Genomic DNA, 15,193 nt, shown 5'->3' on the forward strand with positions numbered 1-15,193 from the left:
CGGATGATGGAAACGGCCAGGATAATGTAATAAAATAGCGATAATTACAAAAGGAAGGAAAATTGGTGATTTGATGCAAGCTGTGAAGCGTTTTATAAACCGGATAACTCCTGCCAAGTTGAAGTATCGTTTCTTTTATGCATTTATCCTGTCCGTACTGATTCCTATTATCGGCATTCAAATCTATCAGTACAATAAGTTGGAAAATTTGATTGAATATCGAATCAGCCAATTAAACCATAACCAGTTGGAGCAAATCGCGCAATCGTTCGAAATGATGAAAACCAACATCATCATGTCCATGCTGACTTTGGAGAAAGACAACAACGTTATCGCCGTCTTGAGAACACCGGAACGTTACCAGCGAGCGGAGAGAATCGGCAAGCTCGAGGAAAGATTCGATACACTGCAAACCTATGAATACAGCTCATATGTGCAATATTGGCTGACTGATAATTACGGCAACCACTACAGTTCCTCCAAATCGGCGGAGACCGGCAGCCCTGTCATACCGGAGAAGGGGCTTGCCAGCCTGCTGCAAGATAAGACTTCTTACCACTTGTTACTAAGAGAAACAGATAGAAATGAATTATGGGATCATTCGCCTCTGTTCACCTTATTCTCGGTAGTCAAAGATGCGACCAATGAACCGATCGGCATGCTGCGAATCCGCGTCGATTATAAAGAATGGTTCAAATCCATAGCCAAGGAAATTTCCACGGGTCAAAGTTACTTCATTACGGATGCTGAAGGGGCGGTGATCGCCCAGACGAAGAATGGATTGCCTTTGCAAGCCAGCATCGTTCAACAGCTTATTTCCAAACAGCCTAAAGACCACTTCCCCACTTATTATATTGACAAAACAACGAATGCTCTTATTAACATCCGATATCTTTCATCGCTCGATTGGTATATCATCAATCTGTTTCCGCTGGATTTATTTCTGGGCGATCTAAAGACTATGCGGGATCAGGTGCTTGTTACGCTATATATTATGTTCGGTATTTTCTCGGTCGTCACCTTGCTTATTTCAGCCTCCATTACTCGTCCTCTGCAGCAGCTGCAAAAGAAAATGAAGGAAATGGTCCAAAAAAATCTGAAATTGCATCTTCCTGAGGATCATTACAAAGGGGAGATTCTGGGACTCCATCAAGCCTTCAATCGAATGGTTTATGATATTAATCATTTAGTGACCCAATTGAAGATCGAAGAACGTCAGAAGGAAGCGATTCATTCCCAGATGCTCTTGAATCAAATCAATCCCCATTTTTTATTAAACACACTGAACTCGATTAAATGGATCGCATTAGATCATAAGAATGAGGAAATCGCGGAAATCTGCGTATCTTTGGGTAAATTGTTGGAATCCGGTTTGAATTCGGAGGTCGAGATGATCTATCTGAAAGATGAACTCGATTTGGTAGGCTCTTATGTATACATTCAAAAATATCGCTACGATCAACTGTTTGACGTTGTTTACGAGGTGGATTCCGCTCTCGATTATGCGCTGATTCCCAAGCTTAGTCTTCAAACCCTTGTGGAAAATGCGATCCATCACGGGTTCTCCCAGATGGAGTCGGGGGGAAGGATCGTTGTTCGCGCTTATACGGAAAATAAGAAGCTGCACATTGAAGTGGAGGATAACGGGATCGGTCTGGAGTGTGCAAAACAGTTGGATCCGAATCGCAATCGAAGGGGCATTGGACTTGCCAACTTGCGGGAAAGATACCGCCTCTTGTTTAAACAGGATGCGGTAATGCAGATCATTCCGCTTTCCCGGGGGACGAAAGTAAAGCTATCCTTGCCGTTATTGGTTTCCATTCCTTACACGTTGGGAGGGTTGAGTCATGTGGAGCATTCTAATCGTTGAAGACGAAGTCCATGTAAGAAAATCGCTAAGGTCGAATATCAATTGGCATGAAAGCGGATTCGAGGTGATCGGCGAGGCAAGCAACGGAATGAGGGCACTGGAGTTTATTAAAGAACATCAGCCGGATCTTGTCATTTGCGATATCGTCATGCCGATCATGAATGGAATCGACCTTCTAAAGAAGACGAGAGAAGCAGGTATGCCCTGCCTTTTTGTCATGTTGACCTGCATGAATGAATTTGAATATGCGCGGCTGGCATTGCATAACGGAGCTTTCGATTATGTTCTGAAGCTGTCCATGAATACCGAAGTATTGCGGGATATATTAACGAAAGTGGATGAACAGTTGAAGCGAATGGCGGGACAAACATCGCTTCGATTGTTTTTCGAATACCGGCCGCTCTATCAGGAAATGTGGGAAACCGTAACGGATGTTAAGCTCGAGAAGGATGGCCCCATGGAGAAGCCGGAACAAGAAATGCTGCCGTTTGTATTGGTATGTTCGGTGCTGAATGGCAACGGTGTTTTTTCTATTGAAGATTTTAAGGCATTGGGGTTGGTAGAATGGGACGAACATGCCGTGATCCACGAATTTTCCGCTTTGGGTCACACCACCCTGTTCTGTTGGAGTCGGAAAGAAATCAAAGTGAATCCGCTTCGCGGTCAGGAAACGCCCTTCCCCTTGGCCATTTGCGCTTCCGTATCTAGCTCGCAATTGCTTGAAGCATGGAAAAGTACATTGAGGAAACTGGACGAATTTTGGTATAGCGGGCAACAAGGATTTCGTTATTTCGAAAGAGAGGATAAAGCCGAAGAAAGCGGTCATTCGGTTTCTTGGAAAATCGAGCGCAAGCTGATTAGATCTTTCGAGCAAGCCAAGATAGAGGAATGCGAAGCTCTGCTCAAAGAAATATGGGATCGAATGGAACAGGGAGTATTTCCGATGCATGTGGTGAAACATACGGCGAATCAGTTCAACAAACTGATGTTCCGCATCGCACAATGTTCGGATGTTGAGACAGACGATCTTGCCGTTTGTACCAGTCACAAGGAACTGTTGGCCAAATTGATGGGCAGATTGAGGGATGGAATGGGAAGCAGCAGGAGGGCCGAACAATCCATGACCGATCATATTGAAATCAACAAAGTGTTGGATTATATACATGAACATTACCAGACCCAAATCACCCTGAAATCGCTGGCTCAGTTCGTTGCTCTGGAGGAGCACTATCTGAGCAGTTTGTTTAAGAAAAAGACAGGGGCCAATTTTATCGAATATTTGCATTGTCTTCGCATCGAGAAGGCCAAGCATTTCATGGACCATACGGATATGACCGTCAGTGAGGTGGGAAGACGGGTAGGATTCTTGCATGATAATTACTTTATCAAAATATTTAAACGATATACGAACATGACTCCGAATATGTACAGAAATGCGGAGGAATACGGAAATGCATAATATTGTTCTACTAAGTACAAAACGATGTGAATTATGTGCGATGAGACGGGTTGATACAATGAACTTGTAAAGATGCATCAGGAGGAGGTGAATGGATGCAAGGGGGTGCCATTGTAAGAAGAGCATGGCAGCATCGAGTGTTTTACGTTATGCTGCTTCCAGGGCTGGTATGGTTCGCCGTTTATAAGTATGTTCCGATGTATGGCGCAATCATCGCTTTCAAAGACTATGATCTTTTGGGGGGAATATTGTCCAGTCCATGGGCGGATCCGTGGTACAAATATTTTCAACAATTTTACGATTCGCCCTATTTTTCCCAATTGCTGTTAAACACCTTTACTATCAGCTTCTATAGACTGATATTTGGCACCGTGCCGCCTATTTTAATGGCGCTTATGTTCAATGAATGTCGGTCGCCGTGGTTCAGAAATCTAATCCAAACGTTAAGTTACATGCCTCATTTCCTGTCATGGGTCATTATCTACGGGATTTTGCTGGCCTTTCTTTCCCAATCCACCGGACTTTTGAATCGATGGTTAGTCGAGTGGGGTTGGAATGCGATTCCGTTTCTTCAATCGACGGATTGGTTTCGCAGCATACTTGTCGGCTCGGATATTTGGCAGAATGCGGGATGGGGGGCGATTATTTATTTGGCGGCGATGGCAGGAATTGATCCGACTCTCTATGAGGCCGCCAGGGTAGACGGAGCGAGCAGACTGCGAATGATCTGGCACATTACGCTCCCCGGAATACGAAACGTTATCGTCTTGCTGTTAATTATGAGACTTGGCTATATGCTCGACGCCGGTTTCGATCAAATTTATATTTTTTATAATATTCAAGTTTATCCGGTAGCAGATATTATCGATACCTGGGTGTTCCGTACCGGTCTCCAGCAAATGAATTACAGCTTGGCATCGGCGGTCGGTTTATTCAAATCCGTAATCGGGCTCATTCTTGTTCTGGGAGCAAATAAGATTGCGAAGCATTGGGGGGAAGGCATTTGGTAAAGGGGACAGAAGACAAGATTTTTAACGCCGTTGTCTACACGATCCTGGTTCTCGTAGGGCTTGCTGTCCTTTTTCCGCTTTTCTTCGTCCTGTCCGTTTCGGTTACACCGATGGCTGAAGTGTTGAAAAACGGAGGGTATATCCTCTTTCCCAAGAACATTACCTTCGTGGCTTATCGGGAGCTGCTGGGAGATCGGGCGATTCCGCGGGCATTTCTGGTCACGGTGTTTATTACGGTTGTAGGAACCGTGGTCAACATGGCTCTAACCCTGCTAATGGCCTATCCGCTTAGTCGGAAGACGCTGCCGGGGCGAAGTTTCTTCCTGCTGGTCATTCTTATTACTATGCTTTTCAACGGAGGGCTTATTCCTCTCTATTTAACGGTAAAAGCGACAGGGCTGTTAAACACGGTTTGGGCAATGATCATTCCGGGGGCAATAGGAACATTCAATGTCTTGATTATGAAAAGCTTTTTTGAAAATATCCCGGAGGAATTATTGGAATCAGCCCGAATTGATGGGGCGAAAGAATTGCGCATCATGCTGCAATTGGTCATGCCTCTATCCGTTCCTGTGATGCTAACGATTGGTCTGTTTTACACCGTGGGGCATTGGAATTCATTTTTTAGCGCGATTATGTTCATTACCAATCCGGAGCTTCATCCGATTCAGGTGATCCTGCGCAACATTCTTACCGAACCTGCCAATTCGGTGGATCGATTGGACGTCCCCGTTCCTACGGAGGCGATGCAAATGGCGGCGGTCGTTGTGGCTTGCTTGCCCGTCATTGTCGTGTATCCGTTTATTCAGAAGCATTTTACCAAAGGTATGATCATCGGTTCTATTAAAGGATGAAAGGAAGATTGTCCATGGAGAATAAAAAAATGACAGCGCTTTTATTCACCTTCACGTTTACGCTCGGGACTATATTGGCCGGATGCGGCGGAAGCGGCAAGCCTGCAAGTGAAGTCGGCGAAACCGGGCCGACGCCCAAGACATCGGATACCGTGCAGACCGCCGAGAGGATTAAGATTGAAATTATGACGGACGGTGCAGGATCGAAGCTGCCGGAAGGCGAGAACGACAGGATAAAAATGAAGCTCGATGAGAAATTGAATACGGACCTTCGATTGACGCTATTCGGCGGCGATCCCGCCAATCAGTTGAATCTGCGCATGGCAGGTGGCGATTATCCGGACTTGATCAATATCACCCGCTTGCAGATGCAGGAATACGCCAAGAAGGGGCTGCTTCTCGATCTGACCCCGTATATGGACAAATTGACGCAAGTCAGGGAATTTATCGGAGAAGACAGTTTGATAAAAGGCACCGTTGACGGTAAAATATACGCCTTGCCCAAAAGAGCCTCCATTCCATTCTTCAACATTTGGATAAGGAAAGACTGGTTGGACAATCTGAAGTTGGAGGTCCCTACTACGCTGGAGGAGTTTTACAATGTGGCCAAAGCATTTACAGAGCAGGACCCGGACGGAAACGGCAAGAAGGACACCTACGGATTAACGGGGGTAAGACTGGGTACTTTTGATCCGATTTTCAGCGCATTCGGCATGGGAACGCTCGATACGTTCTATATGAAGAACGGCACATTGACCAATTTCTTCATGGATCCGGATATGAAAGAAGCTTTGAAATTTATTAACGAGATGATTAATGCAGGGGTCGTTGATCCGGATATTTTGGCGAATACCGGAACTCAGCATGAGAAGAACGCTTTCCAGGGGAAAGCGGGGATGATCTGGAACGGGTTTCCGAGAATGACCCTCGCTGCCAATGTGGAAGAGTCTAAAGCGGTTAATCCCGACGCCGAATGGGTGCAGGTGCCCGCATTGAAGGGCCCGGGGGGCCAGTATGCCGGACATTGGGACACCGGCGTAGCTCCAGGATTGCATGTGATTCCCAAGGCGATCGAGAAGGACCCGGCCAAGCTTGAGAGATTGTTCGACTTGCTGAATTATGTGGCCAGCCCGGAAGGGAATTCGCTTGTTGCACATGGGGAAGAAGGCAGGCATTGGAACAGAGAGAACGGAAAAATCGTTCGTACAGAATTAAGGGCAAAAGAAGTCGTGTTCATGTATCAATTGCTGGGAAGGAACGAAATGGAATATCTGGAGTCCGGATATCCGAAAGAGGCCATCGAATTTTCTGCAAATACTCCGCGTGTAGAAATCTTTAACGGGTACCTGGACATTCCGGATGGGTACAATCCTGCGGATGCCTACCGTTTCATGGAAGAGGAAAAAGCAAAATTTATCTATGGCAAGCGTCCTATAAGCGAATATGACGATTTTCTGGAGAAACTGCTGACAACGTTTAAATACCAATTGATGCTGGATTCGGCGGAAAAGCAGTTAAAAGAACTGGAGATTATCAAAAATTAAGCCCATGGATGGACCTTTATAGGGGGAGAAGGGATGAAACACAATTTATTGGCCGGGATCCCGGAAGCGAACACCCGGTACACGCAGCTGCCAAACGAGAAGGGGCATAATGCGGTATGGGATTTCGTACGATCGCCCGATGACCGATTTTATATAAGCGTATGCGGCGAGAACGAAAAACCGTTGACGGCTTTGCTGTATGAGTATTATCCAAAAACGGGGGAGCTGCGGCTGATCTTCGATGTGGCGGACGTCTGGATCATCGATCCGGCGCATATGCCGCCGAGTAAAATTCACACGAGCATCGATTTTCTGCCGGACGGCCGGCTCATTATGGCAACCCACAACACGGCGCCGGCTCCTGGTCATAAGCAATGGATGTTCGAGCAGCATTATGAAGACCCGTGGGAGGGGTATCCCGGGTCCATTGTGATGATCGTCAATCCCGACACGAACGAGGTGCAGGTCAGAGGAATTCCCGTCCCGAGGGAAAGTATATATGGCGGCATGTTGGGAAACCATCCGGGATACTATTATTTTCTCGGGTATATGAGGGGACATTTTTACCGGTTGGATCTGGAAACGAATGAGGTTAAAGATTATGGCAAGGTGTCAGAATATTCCTCATGCAGACTGGCGAAGGACGATAAGGGACGCCTGTACGGCAGCTCTTTTACCGGAGGTATATGGAGATACGACCCCGAACGGGACGCCATCGAAGACCTGAAGATAAGATTCATGTCCCCAAACGGAACGAAACAACGAAGGCAGTTTATTTTTGCACTTCGCTCCCCCCGAGGCACTTTGTTTATGGTCGATAATATGGATGGGGAAATGATCGAGCTTCATCCGGAAACGCTGGAAGTGACCAGGCACGGTCCGGTTCATCTGCGCCATCAAATACCGAAGAACCCTTACGGGATCGGAGGGCTGGCTGCGGACGGCAACTTCGTTCTGTATTACGGGCTGAAAACATACGACGAGTATTGCCCGATTCGGTTGGTCAGATGGGATATTTTAAGTGGAGGGGAACCGGAAAATCTGGGACTCATCACGCCGGGCGGCAAAGATTCACAATACATTTGCGAGATGCTTTTCGACCGCGACGGTTGGCTTCACATGGTCGACGTATGCGGGGAATTTTCCCCGTACGTATTGGCAGTTGACGTGAACAAGCTGCAGCCTCCGGGGGAAGATGCGCCAGACGCGCAGATTCGGCCTTATACCGAACCGGATTATAACGGGGTCGGAAGTCCGGCCTTTATGCATATCGCGGCGGAGACGGTTCGCACTTTGCCGCTTCACCAGTATATGGATTGGAAGGACACAGTGGTTAAGCATGTCCATGCGATGGACGGCAAAGTTTATGCCATCAGCGGTAAGGAGAGCGTGTATCTAATCGAATCCGACTATAGCGGTGAGGAGCCTAAGGAAATCGCGGTCGTCTACGACGAAGGCGCTCCGGTATCCTGTGTGGATGCCGGCAAGAACAAGGCTGCGTTGCTAACAACAGACGGAAGCATCGTACTTATCGAGCTCGAACGGAAAAGAGTTGGGCATAGACTGAAGGTTCCTCGAGGTATCGAACTTGTGAGACTCCACTTCATGCTGGATGGGAACAAGCTGCTCACCAGCGATTATGATGGAGCCGTATACGTTTGTGACCTTGGCAGCAGCGGCTTCCGTATGCTGCAAAATATACGAATGGAGACAAACGACGCGGAACCGGTGAAGCTGAGTGACCATCGTGTATTGCTGTCTGCCAAAAACGACGAAATGCGGATCTATGATATAAGCGAAATGCGCTCGGAGACGCTCGCCATTCGAACCCCTTCTATTAGAGGGAGGGCCTTCAGAGCGACAATAACAGGGGGGGCTGTTCTAGGGGACGGAACGATTGTGCTTGGAACGTACGACGGCATGCTGTTTACGCTCTCGTCAGACCTCCGCCGAACGACTGTGTACGGCAGGCTGCATTCCAGCGGTCAACTGCGGAATTTTATCAAGCGGAATCACGATGAAGTCATAGGGGTGCACGGCGGGACTAAGGATGCGGGGCATGTCTTTCATTTTTCGCGCGAATGCGGCTTCGTCGATTTGGGCAGGCCGCGTGTCGTTAAAGACAATAATGAGCTGCGCGACATGGATACGGAGTGGGCTAATATCCATTACATCTCCTCCCTCGCGTACGTTCAAGAAGACGAATGCCTGTGCGTCGCCTCAGGAGAAGAGTACGGCTGTGTAGTCCGGTATAGGGAGGTTGCTTTTCCGACCGGTAAAGCGGTTGGTGCTGAAAAAGTGGAAAGAGATGGTTACTGACGGATGCATAACTGTTAGCGGCTGAAGAAATATGGCTCAAAACTATAATTAGCGCTTGACGAAAAGCTAGCCCTAAAAATAGCAGGCGCGGTGAAATAGAAAGTGAAAAGGCATTTAAATAATATATCCCGATGGTTGACGAGCACTCCTTCTTCCATGAAGGTGTGCTTATTGTCATGGATAGAAGGAGTAGAAATCTTTCATGTCTCAATTCTGTCTAATTAGTCGTTCTGGTCACCGAAGTGGGACCGTGGAATCGATCACCTGATGGACGGACCCCAAGCTGAAAAACCGGATGATTGCGGCGATTCATCATAAAAACGATTAAAGCCGTTATCGCTTGTGCCGTTGGGAGCGCTAGCCATATCCCGTTCAGGCCAAACCAATGGGGCAGTATCCACAATAATGGGATGACGAACAGCATTCCGGCGCCGACAAAACCGATGAGAACGGCCAGAAGGCCGGAGGTTAAAGCCGTTTGTACCGTGAGCCGCAAGCTTTGGTTCAGCCGTTGACATTAGCAGCATGCCGAGCACGGAAGGAATTAAATAGGAGACAAACAGTTTTTTACTGGCGTTTCCCTTAGTTTAATAGTTGCTTCTGTCATTGTGTTAACCTCCTCAGAGAAGCATTATAAACCTTCAAGTAGCTTGAAGGTCAAGGAGGTTGATAAAAAAACAAAAATACAATTAACGCTTTACGACAGGGATTTGTATCTCCGTTACGTACTCGCTGTCGTCCTGTGCCACAGAAAGATCGATAATACCTAATTCGATAGCATCTCCATTTATTTCATAGTCTTTTTGGTCCAATTCCATCAGTAAGCGCTCATAAGTGATCACGCCTATGACGATTGTGTGTGCCATAGCATAAAATTATCCTCACCCTATATGATTTGTCCAACGGTTGCAACCATGGCCTGAATCTTGGTCTCTGTACATTTTCCATGGCCTTATGGCATAATGTGTAAACGGGTTTTGAGTATGAATTGGAGGAAGGGGCGGATATTCGATGGTAAGTCAAGGCCTGCTGCAAAGAGCGGCGGCATCCTTTCAATTTGATGTGAAAACATTGATGTTTATTAGTAATTCGAGTAATGAAGTGTATCGGTTCACCCGTAATGATCGCCCCTATATCCTGAGGCTTTCTGAAAAGCCTCTAGAGCATGCAGACAGAATCAAAGCGGAAGTGGATTGGGTACACTTTTTAGCGGAAAACGGCGTCCGCGCCTCCTTACCCATCCAAACAACGGATCATCAGTGGACCGCCGTTTATAAAGAAAAGGATACCTCGTATATTGCTACTGCTTTCCATATGGCATCAGGGCGGTTTTTCGATAAAAACAATCCGCAATTATGGGGCCCGGACATATTCGGGAAGTGGGGAGAAGTCATGGGTAGAATGCATCAACTTACCCAATCCTATGGTTCTTCTGATCAACTTGTAAATAGAGATGCTTGGATTACATTGAGTATTGAGAATCCTTATTTGCAGCAAGGTCATTATCAAATCCTGCTTGAGAAATTGAGAGCCCTTGAACAGACTATTATCGCGCTTCCTAAAGACGTCCACTCCTATGGATTGATTCACAATGATTTTCATCCCTATAATTTCCATATTGATGGGGGAGACATTACAGTATTTGACTTTGACGATTCTATCTACGGCTGGTTTGCTTTGGACATTGGAATCGCGGCGGCTCATGCCGTATGGTGGGGATCGCCAAAGGAAGATCGAAAATCTAAAAATGAGTTTGCTCAACGATTTTTGAATGAGTTTTTAAAAGGCTATTTCAAAAATAATCATCTCGACGAGTATTGGATCCGAAAAATCCCCATGTTTATGGATTACAGGAATATATGCTCCTTTTTCTGGTGGCTCAGCCGTTGGGACGGAGATGAAAGTCACCTGTCGGAACATCAGAAGAATGCGATGGTCCATGCTGTCGAGCTTATTCACAATGATCTGCCATTTGATGGCTGCAATATAGTAATTTAGGAGATTTAAGGGGGAAAACAATGAAAACAAAAGAAGTCATCCTCAAGTCGGCCGAGCAGTTTGTTAAACAAGAATTGGACTCGGACCGGAGCGGACATGATTGGTGGCATATTCAGCGGGTTAGAAGGCTCGCTGTGGAGTTGGCCAGAGTAGAAAATGCGAATCTCTTTGTATGCGAACTATCCGCGCTTCTGCACGACGTGGCGGATGAAAAACTTAATGAATCCAAAGAGGCCGGATTATTGAAGGTTCAGCATTGGCTCGCAGAACAAAAGATAGACAAGCGAACCATTGGAGAAATTATGACTATTATTTCAACGATGTCTTTTAACGGCGGAAGCAATCCGTCAATGGAGACAATAGAAGGCAAGGTTGTTCAGGACGCCGATCGACTGGATGCTTTGGGAGCGATAGGAATTGCAAGAACCTTTATTTACACGGGCTGGAAAGGGCAATTATTGCATGACCCGGAGCGGGATTTTAGACATCTGGATTATAGGTCGGAAGAAAAGACAGCCATCTATCATTTCTATGAGAAGCTGTTAAAAATCAAGGCTTTACTAAATACGGAATATGCCAAGCAAATAGCTGAGAACAGACATCAATTCATGGAAATATTTTTAGAGCAATTCTATAACGAGTGGGAATTAAGAGATAATATGGAAGAGTAAAGTTTGGAAGAACATACCCCTTGTTCTAATCGCAGGTTATTATTTTCACAGAATCCGCAAAAAAACATGTCAATTGAGGCATGTTTTTTTGCGTTTAGGCATACCTGGAGGTACGCATTTTCTGCTGTCAGCCCGAGAAGCGCGGCGTGTTTTTATTCCGCTAACTTCAGAATTTCTTCAGAATTTTCTTTGTTCGTTCCGAAGAAATTTTTCTTAGTATAAGGATACTGAAAAGGAGGGGGGAGACTTATGATGGGACATATCCAAGAGAAGCTGTTATTTCTGTACAAATTTTCGCGTGCGCCGAAGCAAATCGGAAGCATTACACCAAGCTCGATGTTTTTAGCCAAAAAAATGCTCGAACAGGTGAACTGGAAACGGGTTGAACATATTGCCGAGCTTGGAGCAGGTACGGGCGCCATAACCAAATACATCGATGCGGTAAACCTGCAACATGCGAATGTGATGCTGTTTGAGATGGATGCGTTGCTGCGCGATCAATTAACGAGACGGTTCCCCGCTTATACCTGTTACGCCGATGCGTGCAATCTTCAAGAAGCGCTGGAGAACGAAAGGATCGAGCATCTGGACTGTATTTTGAGCGGACTGCCGTTTTTCAACTTCCCGCAGCAGCTGCGCGATCAACTCATGGAACAAATCGTAACCTCGCTGAAGCCGGGCGGATTGTTCATCGCCTTCCAATATTCACAGCAGATGAAGAAACAGCTGAGCGGTCTATTTGAAATGGAGCACGTTCATTATGTTCCTTGGAATATACCGCCGGCATTCGTATACGTTTGTCGCAGAAGGCTTTGATGCCGCATGGAAAAAAATCTTATCGCGTACTCGCGTGGAAAGGAGTATGTCGCCAATGAATTATGATATGCTGCTATCGTTGATTCAGCATTTTGGTTATGCTGCGCTGTTTTTCGCATTATGGCTGGGCATCATCGGCCTGCCGATTCCAGATGAGGTTATCGTGATGACAGGAGGAGTTTTAACGGCGAACGGGCTTCTTCACTCGTTCCCCGCCTTTGTCCTGACCTATTTGGGGGTTATCTCCGGTTTGTCGCTAGGTTATGTGTTGGGCCGCATATTTGGAACATCGGTGCTTGACCGGCTGCAACGAAGGAAAAGAATGAACCATTGGCTCGATTTTTCCAAGACATTGGTGCATAAATATGGTAGCTTTGCATTATGTATAAGTTACTTCTTCCCCATATTACGTCATGTCATGCCTTACGTAATAGGCCTTAACAAAATGACATTCAGGCGTTACGCGCTGTTCTCCTTCACAGCGGGGTTTGTCTGGACGGCCGTTTTCTTCATCGTCGGCCGATTTGTCGGCGATCATGTACAACAAGTCGGCGAACTCGTCTATCGTCATGGATTAAGGCTGCTATGGATTCTGTTTGTCTTGACTGCAGTATTTTTCATTATCCGGTATACCTCCAATCAGCATAAAATCCAAGGGAGAGATAAAGCTTGACTTCAAAAGTGCTCGTAGTCGATGACGACCCGGAAATTCGCGATGTGGTTCACATTTTTTTGCGAAATGAAGGATTTCATGTATTAGAGGCTGTGGATGGCCTCCAAGCCTTGGAAGTATTGAATCGCGAAAAGATCGATTTAATCATATTGGATGTGATGATGCCCAATTTCGACGGAATTAAAGCGTGTTTCAAAATCCGCGAAACGTCGAGTATCCCGATCATTATGCTTTCCGCCAAAGGTGAAGATATCGATAAAATAACCGGGCTTACGACGGGAGCCGACGATTATGTCGCCAAGCCGTTTAATCCGCTGGAATTGATCGCTCGGGTGAAAGCACAGCTTCGCAGGCAGAAGCTGGCTGCAGGAAGCGACGACAAAGCGCTTCTTGAAGCCTCGGTCATCGAAATTAACGATTTGGTCATCGATATAAATCGCCATATTGTGACGGTGCGCGGCAAAGAAGTATCGCTCACACCGCTTGAATTTTCCATTCTGGAGCTGATGGCCAGCCATCGCGGGCATGTGTTTAGTGTGGAAAAAATATACCAGAGCGTGTGGAAAGAAGATAAATTCCTATCCGATAATACGATTATGGTTCATATCCGCAATATTCGCGAGAAGATCGAAGATCATCCACGGGAACCTAAATATATTAAAACCGTTTGGGGTGTTGGATATAAAGTGGAATAGAGAGCTCCTTTCCGTTCTAAGCGGGAAAAAGAATATCCGGATACGAATGTTTTGGGCAGCCCTGCTAAGCTTTATGCTCGTGGTGGCTTTATCATATATTGTTGTTTATTTATCATTTGACCTTAGAAAACTGGGGACGATAGGGAATTTTATTTTCCTGGTCGCTACGTTTATGTTCTTCTTCTTCCTCTTCACCCGTCCGATCGTGCGTAATTTACGGACTTTGGCCGATGGGCTGTTGACCATGGCTAAAGGAAATTTAAATTATCGTGTTCTTCTATCCAATGAAGACGAGCTGGGCCAGGTGGCAAAGAACATCAACTTTATGGCTGAGCAGCTGCAGGAAAAAATCAATCGAGAGCGAGAAATCGAATATTCGAAAATGGAATTGATAACGAGTGTTTCTCATGATTTGCGAACGCCTTTGACCAGTATTATCGGTTATTTGAATTTGTTGAAAAATGACGATTATACGAATCTCGAAGAACATAAGCGCTATATCGACAACGCCTATAACAAAACGCAGCAGCTGAAAAAGCTGATTGACGATTTATTTGAATACACGCGATTAACCGGCGGCACGGCAAACCTTTCTTTTCAGAAGATGGATTTGAACGGTTTGTTGGAACAAATCATTAACGAATTCGAGCCCATTGCGCAGGAAAATTCACTTACCGTACAGATCATTCGGGATCAAACGCCGATTTACGGATATGTCGATTCTGAAAAGATGGTCCGTGCAATCGACAACCTATTGATGAATGCGCTCAAGTTCTCAATTAAACCGGGTGAAATCAAGGTTCGGCTTTCCGCGGAACAGCACAATATTTATTTCGCCGTCGAAAATGTAGGTAAACCGATATCGAAAGAGCATGAAAAACGGTTATTCGAACGGTTGTATAAGGTCGATCCATCGAGAAACGACAATCATGCGTCTTCCGGTGCTGGCATGGGGCTATCGATTGCCAAAAACATTGTCGAACTGCATGGAGGACGAATCGGGTTGAATCATTTAAGCGGGCACTTCACATTTTTTATCGAGCTGCCTCGTATTCCTGACTGAAGTGTCTGCAGCAGGCAGCAATGGGTTTTAAGGGAAAGTGAATGCAGGTCGGATAAAAGCGGGTGGACCTGTTCCTTCAGAGGAATTCAAGTTCATTCCTTTTATGAACTGTTATGAATTTATATAACATAGAGGACTTGTTGCGAAGACGATAGCAACGGAATACGAGAGGGCACTCATTTAGAGCTGTCCTCTTTTATATTGGGGAAAAGTTGAACTCG

Annotated in this window: 13 protein-coding genes and 1 pseudogene; 12 read left to right on the top strand and 2 right to left on the bottom strand. The window is 46.0% G+C overall.

Annotated features, from left to right (window positions below; translation table 11 throughout):
• The first annotated feature begins 73 nt into the window (after window positions 1-73).
• The 6 genes from KJS69_RS04895 (at window position 74) to KJS69_RS04920 (ending at window position 9,056) form a co-directional block, all read left to right on the top strand.
• Entirely contained in the window at window positions 74-1,870 is a 1,797-nt protein-coding gene (locus tag KJS69_RS04895) for a sensor histidine kinase (protein WP_249730405.1), read from the top strand.
• Window positions 1,848-3,329, top strand: a complete 1,482-nt coding sequence (locus KJS69_RS04900) for a response regulator (protein ID WP_213582159.1) — start codon at window positions 1,848-1,850, stop codon at window positions 3,327-3,329. The genes KJS69_RS04895 and KJS69_RS04900 overlap by 23 nt, the downstream gene beginning before the upstream one ends.
• A 95-nt stretch (window positions 3,330-3,424) precedes the next feature.
• A complete protein-coding gene (locus KJS69_RS04905; protein WP_213582161.1) occupies window positions 3,425-4,339 on the top strand; it encodes an ABC transporter permease in 915 nt (304 codons plus the stop codon).
• Window positions 4,333-5,193 carry a carbohydrate ABC transporter permease gene (locus KJS69_RS04910; RefSeq protein WP_213582163.1) on the top strand — a complete coding sequence of 287 codons (861 nt, stop codon included), beginning with the start codon at window positions 4,333-4,335 and terminating at the stop codon, window positions 5,191-5,193. Before KJS69_RS04905 ends, KJS69_RS04910 begins: the two co-directional genes overlap by 7 nt.
• A 14-nt stretch (window positions 5,194-5,207) precedes the next feature.
• The gene (locus KJS69_RS04915; RefSeq protein ID WP_249730372.1) at window positions 5,208-6,737 is read left to right on the top strand and encodes an extracellular solute-binding protein; all 1,530 of its coding nucleotides are present in this window, start codon (window positions 5,208-5,210) and stop codon (window positions 6,735-6,737) included.
• A gap of 33 nt (window positions 6,738-6,770) precedes the next feature.
• Window positions 6,771-9,056: a WD40 repeat domain-containing protein gene (locus tag KJS69_RS04920; RefSeq protein ID WP_213582165.1), complete on the top strand. Its 2,286-nt coding sequence runs from the start codon at window positions 6,771-6,773 to the stop codon at window positions 9,054-9,056.
• A gap of 217 nt (window positions 9,057-9,273) precedes the next feature.
• On the opposite strand, the pseudogene KJS69_RS04925 reads toward KJS69_RS04920, so the two are convergent.
• Window positions 9,274-9,510: pseudogene (locus tag KJS69_RS04925) on the bottom strand (hypothetical protein); the annotation flags it as partial.
• Between the two features lie 235 nt (window positions 9,511-9,745).
• Complete coding sequence (locus KJS69_RS04930; RefSeq protein WP_213582169.1) at window positions 9,746-9,922, bottom strand: hypothetical protein; 177 nt, start codon at window positions 9,920-9,922, stop codon at window positions 9,746-9,748.
• Window positions 9,923-10,118: 196 nt separating this feature from the next.
• Between KJS69_RS04930 and KJS69_RS04935 the strand changes: the two genes are divergently transcribed.
• The 6 genes from KJS69_RS04935 (at window position 10,119) to KJS69_RS04960 (ending at window position 14,972) form a co-directional block, all read left to right on the top strand.
• Entirely contained in the window at window positions 10,119-11,054 is a 936-nt protein-coding gene (locus KJS69_RS04935) for a phosphotransferase enzyme family protein (RefSeq protein WP_213582171.1), read from the top strand.
• Window positions 11,055-11,074: 20 nt separating this feature from the next.
• On the top strand, window positions 11,075-11,725 hold the full coding sequence (locus KJS69_RS04940; RefSeq protein ID WP_213582173.1) for an HD domain-containing protein: 651 nt from the start codon (window positions 11,075-11,077) through the stop codon (window positions 11,723-11,725).
• A gap of 252 nt (window positions 11,726-11,977) precedes the next feature.
• Complete coding sequence (locus KJS69_RS04945) at window positions 11,978-12,541, top strand: class I SAM-dependent methyltransferase (RefSeq protein ID WP_374706614.1); 564 nt, start codon at window positions 11,978-11,980, stop codon at window positions 12,539-12,541.
• 55 nt (window positions 12,542-12,596) lie between these two features.
• The gene (locus KJS69_RS04950; RefSeq protein ID WP_213582177.1) at window positions 12,597-13,214 is read left to right on the top strand and encodes a DedA family protein; all 618 of its coding nucleotides are present in this window, start codon (window positions 12,597-12,599) and stop codon (window positions 13,212-13,214) included.
• The gene (locus tag KJS69_RS04955) at window positions 13,211-13,909 is read left to right on the top strand and encodes a response regulator transcription factor (protein WP_213582179.1); all 699 of its coding nucleotides are present in this window, start codon (window positions 13,211-13,213) and stop codon (window positions 13,907-13,909) included. Before KJS69_RS04950 ends, KJS69_RS04955 begins: the two co-directional genes overlap by 4 nt.
• A 46-nt stretch (window positions 13,910-13,955) precedes the next feature.
• On the top strand, window positions 13,956-14,972 hold the full coding sequence (locus tag KJS69_RS04960; protein ID WP_213582181.1) for a sensor histidine kinase: 1,017 nt from the start codon (window positions 13,956-13,958) through the stop codon (window positions 14,970-14,972).
• The last annotated feature ends 221 nt before the right edge of the window (window positions 14,973-15,193 follow it).

Origin of the sequence: Paenibacillus sp. J2TS4, from assembly GCF_018403245.1 — a bacterium.
Lineage (GTDB): Bacteria > Bacillota > Bacilli > Paenibacillales > NBRC-103111 > Paenibacillus_L.

Excerpts from the sequence above, each read along its gene's own strand:
- KJS69_RS04895 (WP_249730405.1), top strand. The coding sequence starts at position 74 with ATGCAAGCTGTGAAGCGTTTTATAAACCGGATAACTCCTGCCAAGTTG.
- KJS69_RS04900 (WP_213582159.1), top strand. The coding sequence starts at position 1,848 with ATGTGGAGCATTCTAATCGTTGAAGACGAAGTCCATGTAAGAAAATCG.
- KJS69_RS04905 (WP_213582161.1), top strand. The coding sequence starts at position 3,425 with ATGCAAGGGGGTGCCATTGTAAGAAGAGCATGGCAGCATCGAGTGTTT.
- KJS69_RS04915 (WP_249730372.1), top strand. The coding sequence starts at position 5,208 with ATGGAGAATAAAAAAATGACAGCGCTTTTATTCACCTTCACGTTTACG.
- KJS69_RS04920 (WP_213582165.1), top strand. The coding sequence starts at position 6,771 with ATGAAACACAATTTATTGGCCGGGATCCCGGAAGCGAACACCCGGTAC.
- KJS69_RS04930 (WP_213582169.1), bottom strand. The coding sequence starts at position 9,922 with ATGGCACACACAATCGTCATAGGCGTGATCACTTATGAGCGCTTACTG.
- KJS69_RS04940 (WP_213582173.1), top strand. The coding sequence starts at position 11,075 with ATGAAAACAAAAGAAGTCATCCTCAAGTCGGCCGAGCAGTTTGTTAAA.
- KJS69_RS04945 (WP_374706614.1), top strand. The coding sequence starts at position 11,978 with ATGGGACATATCCAAGAGAAGCTGTTATTTCTGTACAAATTTTCGCGT.
- KJS69_RS04950 (WP_213582177.1), top strand. The coding sequence starts at position 12,597 with ATGAATTATGATATGCTGCTATCGTTGATTCAGCATTTTGGTTATGCT.
- KJS69_RS04960 (WP_213582181.1), top strand. The coding sequence starts at position 13,956 with ATGTTTTGGGCAGCCCTGCTAAGCTTTATGCTCGTGGTGGCTTTATCA.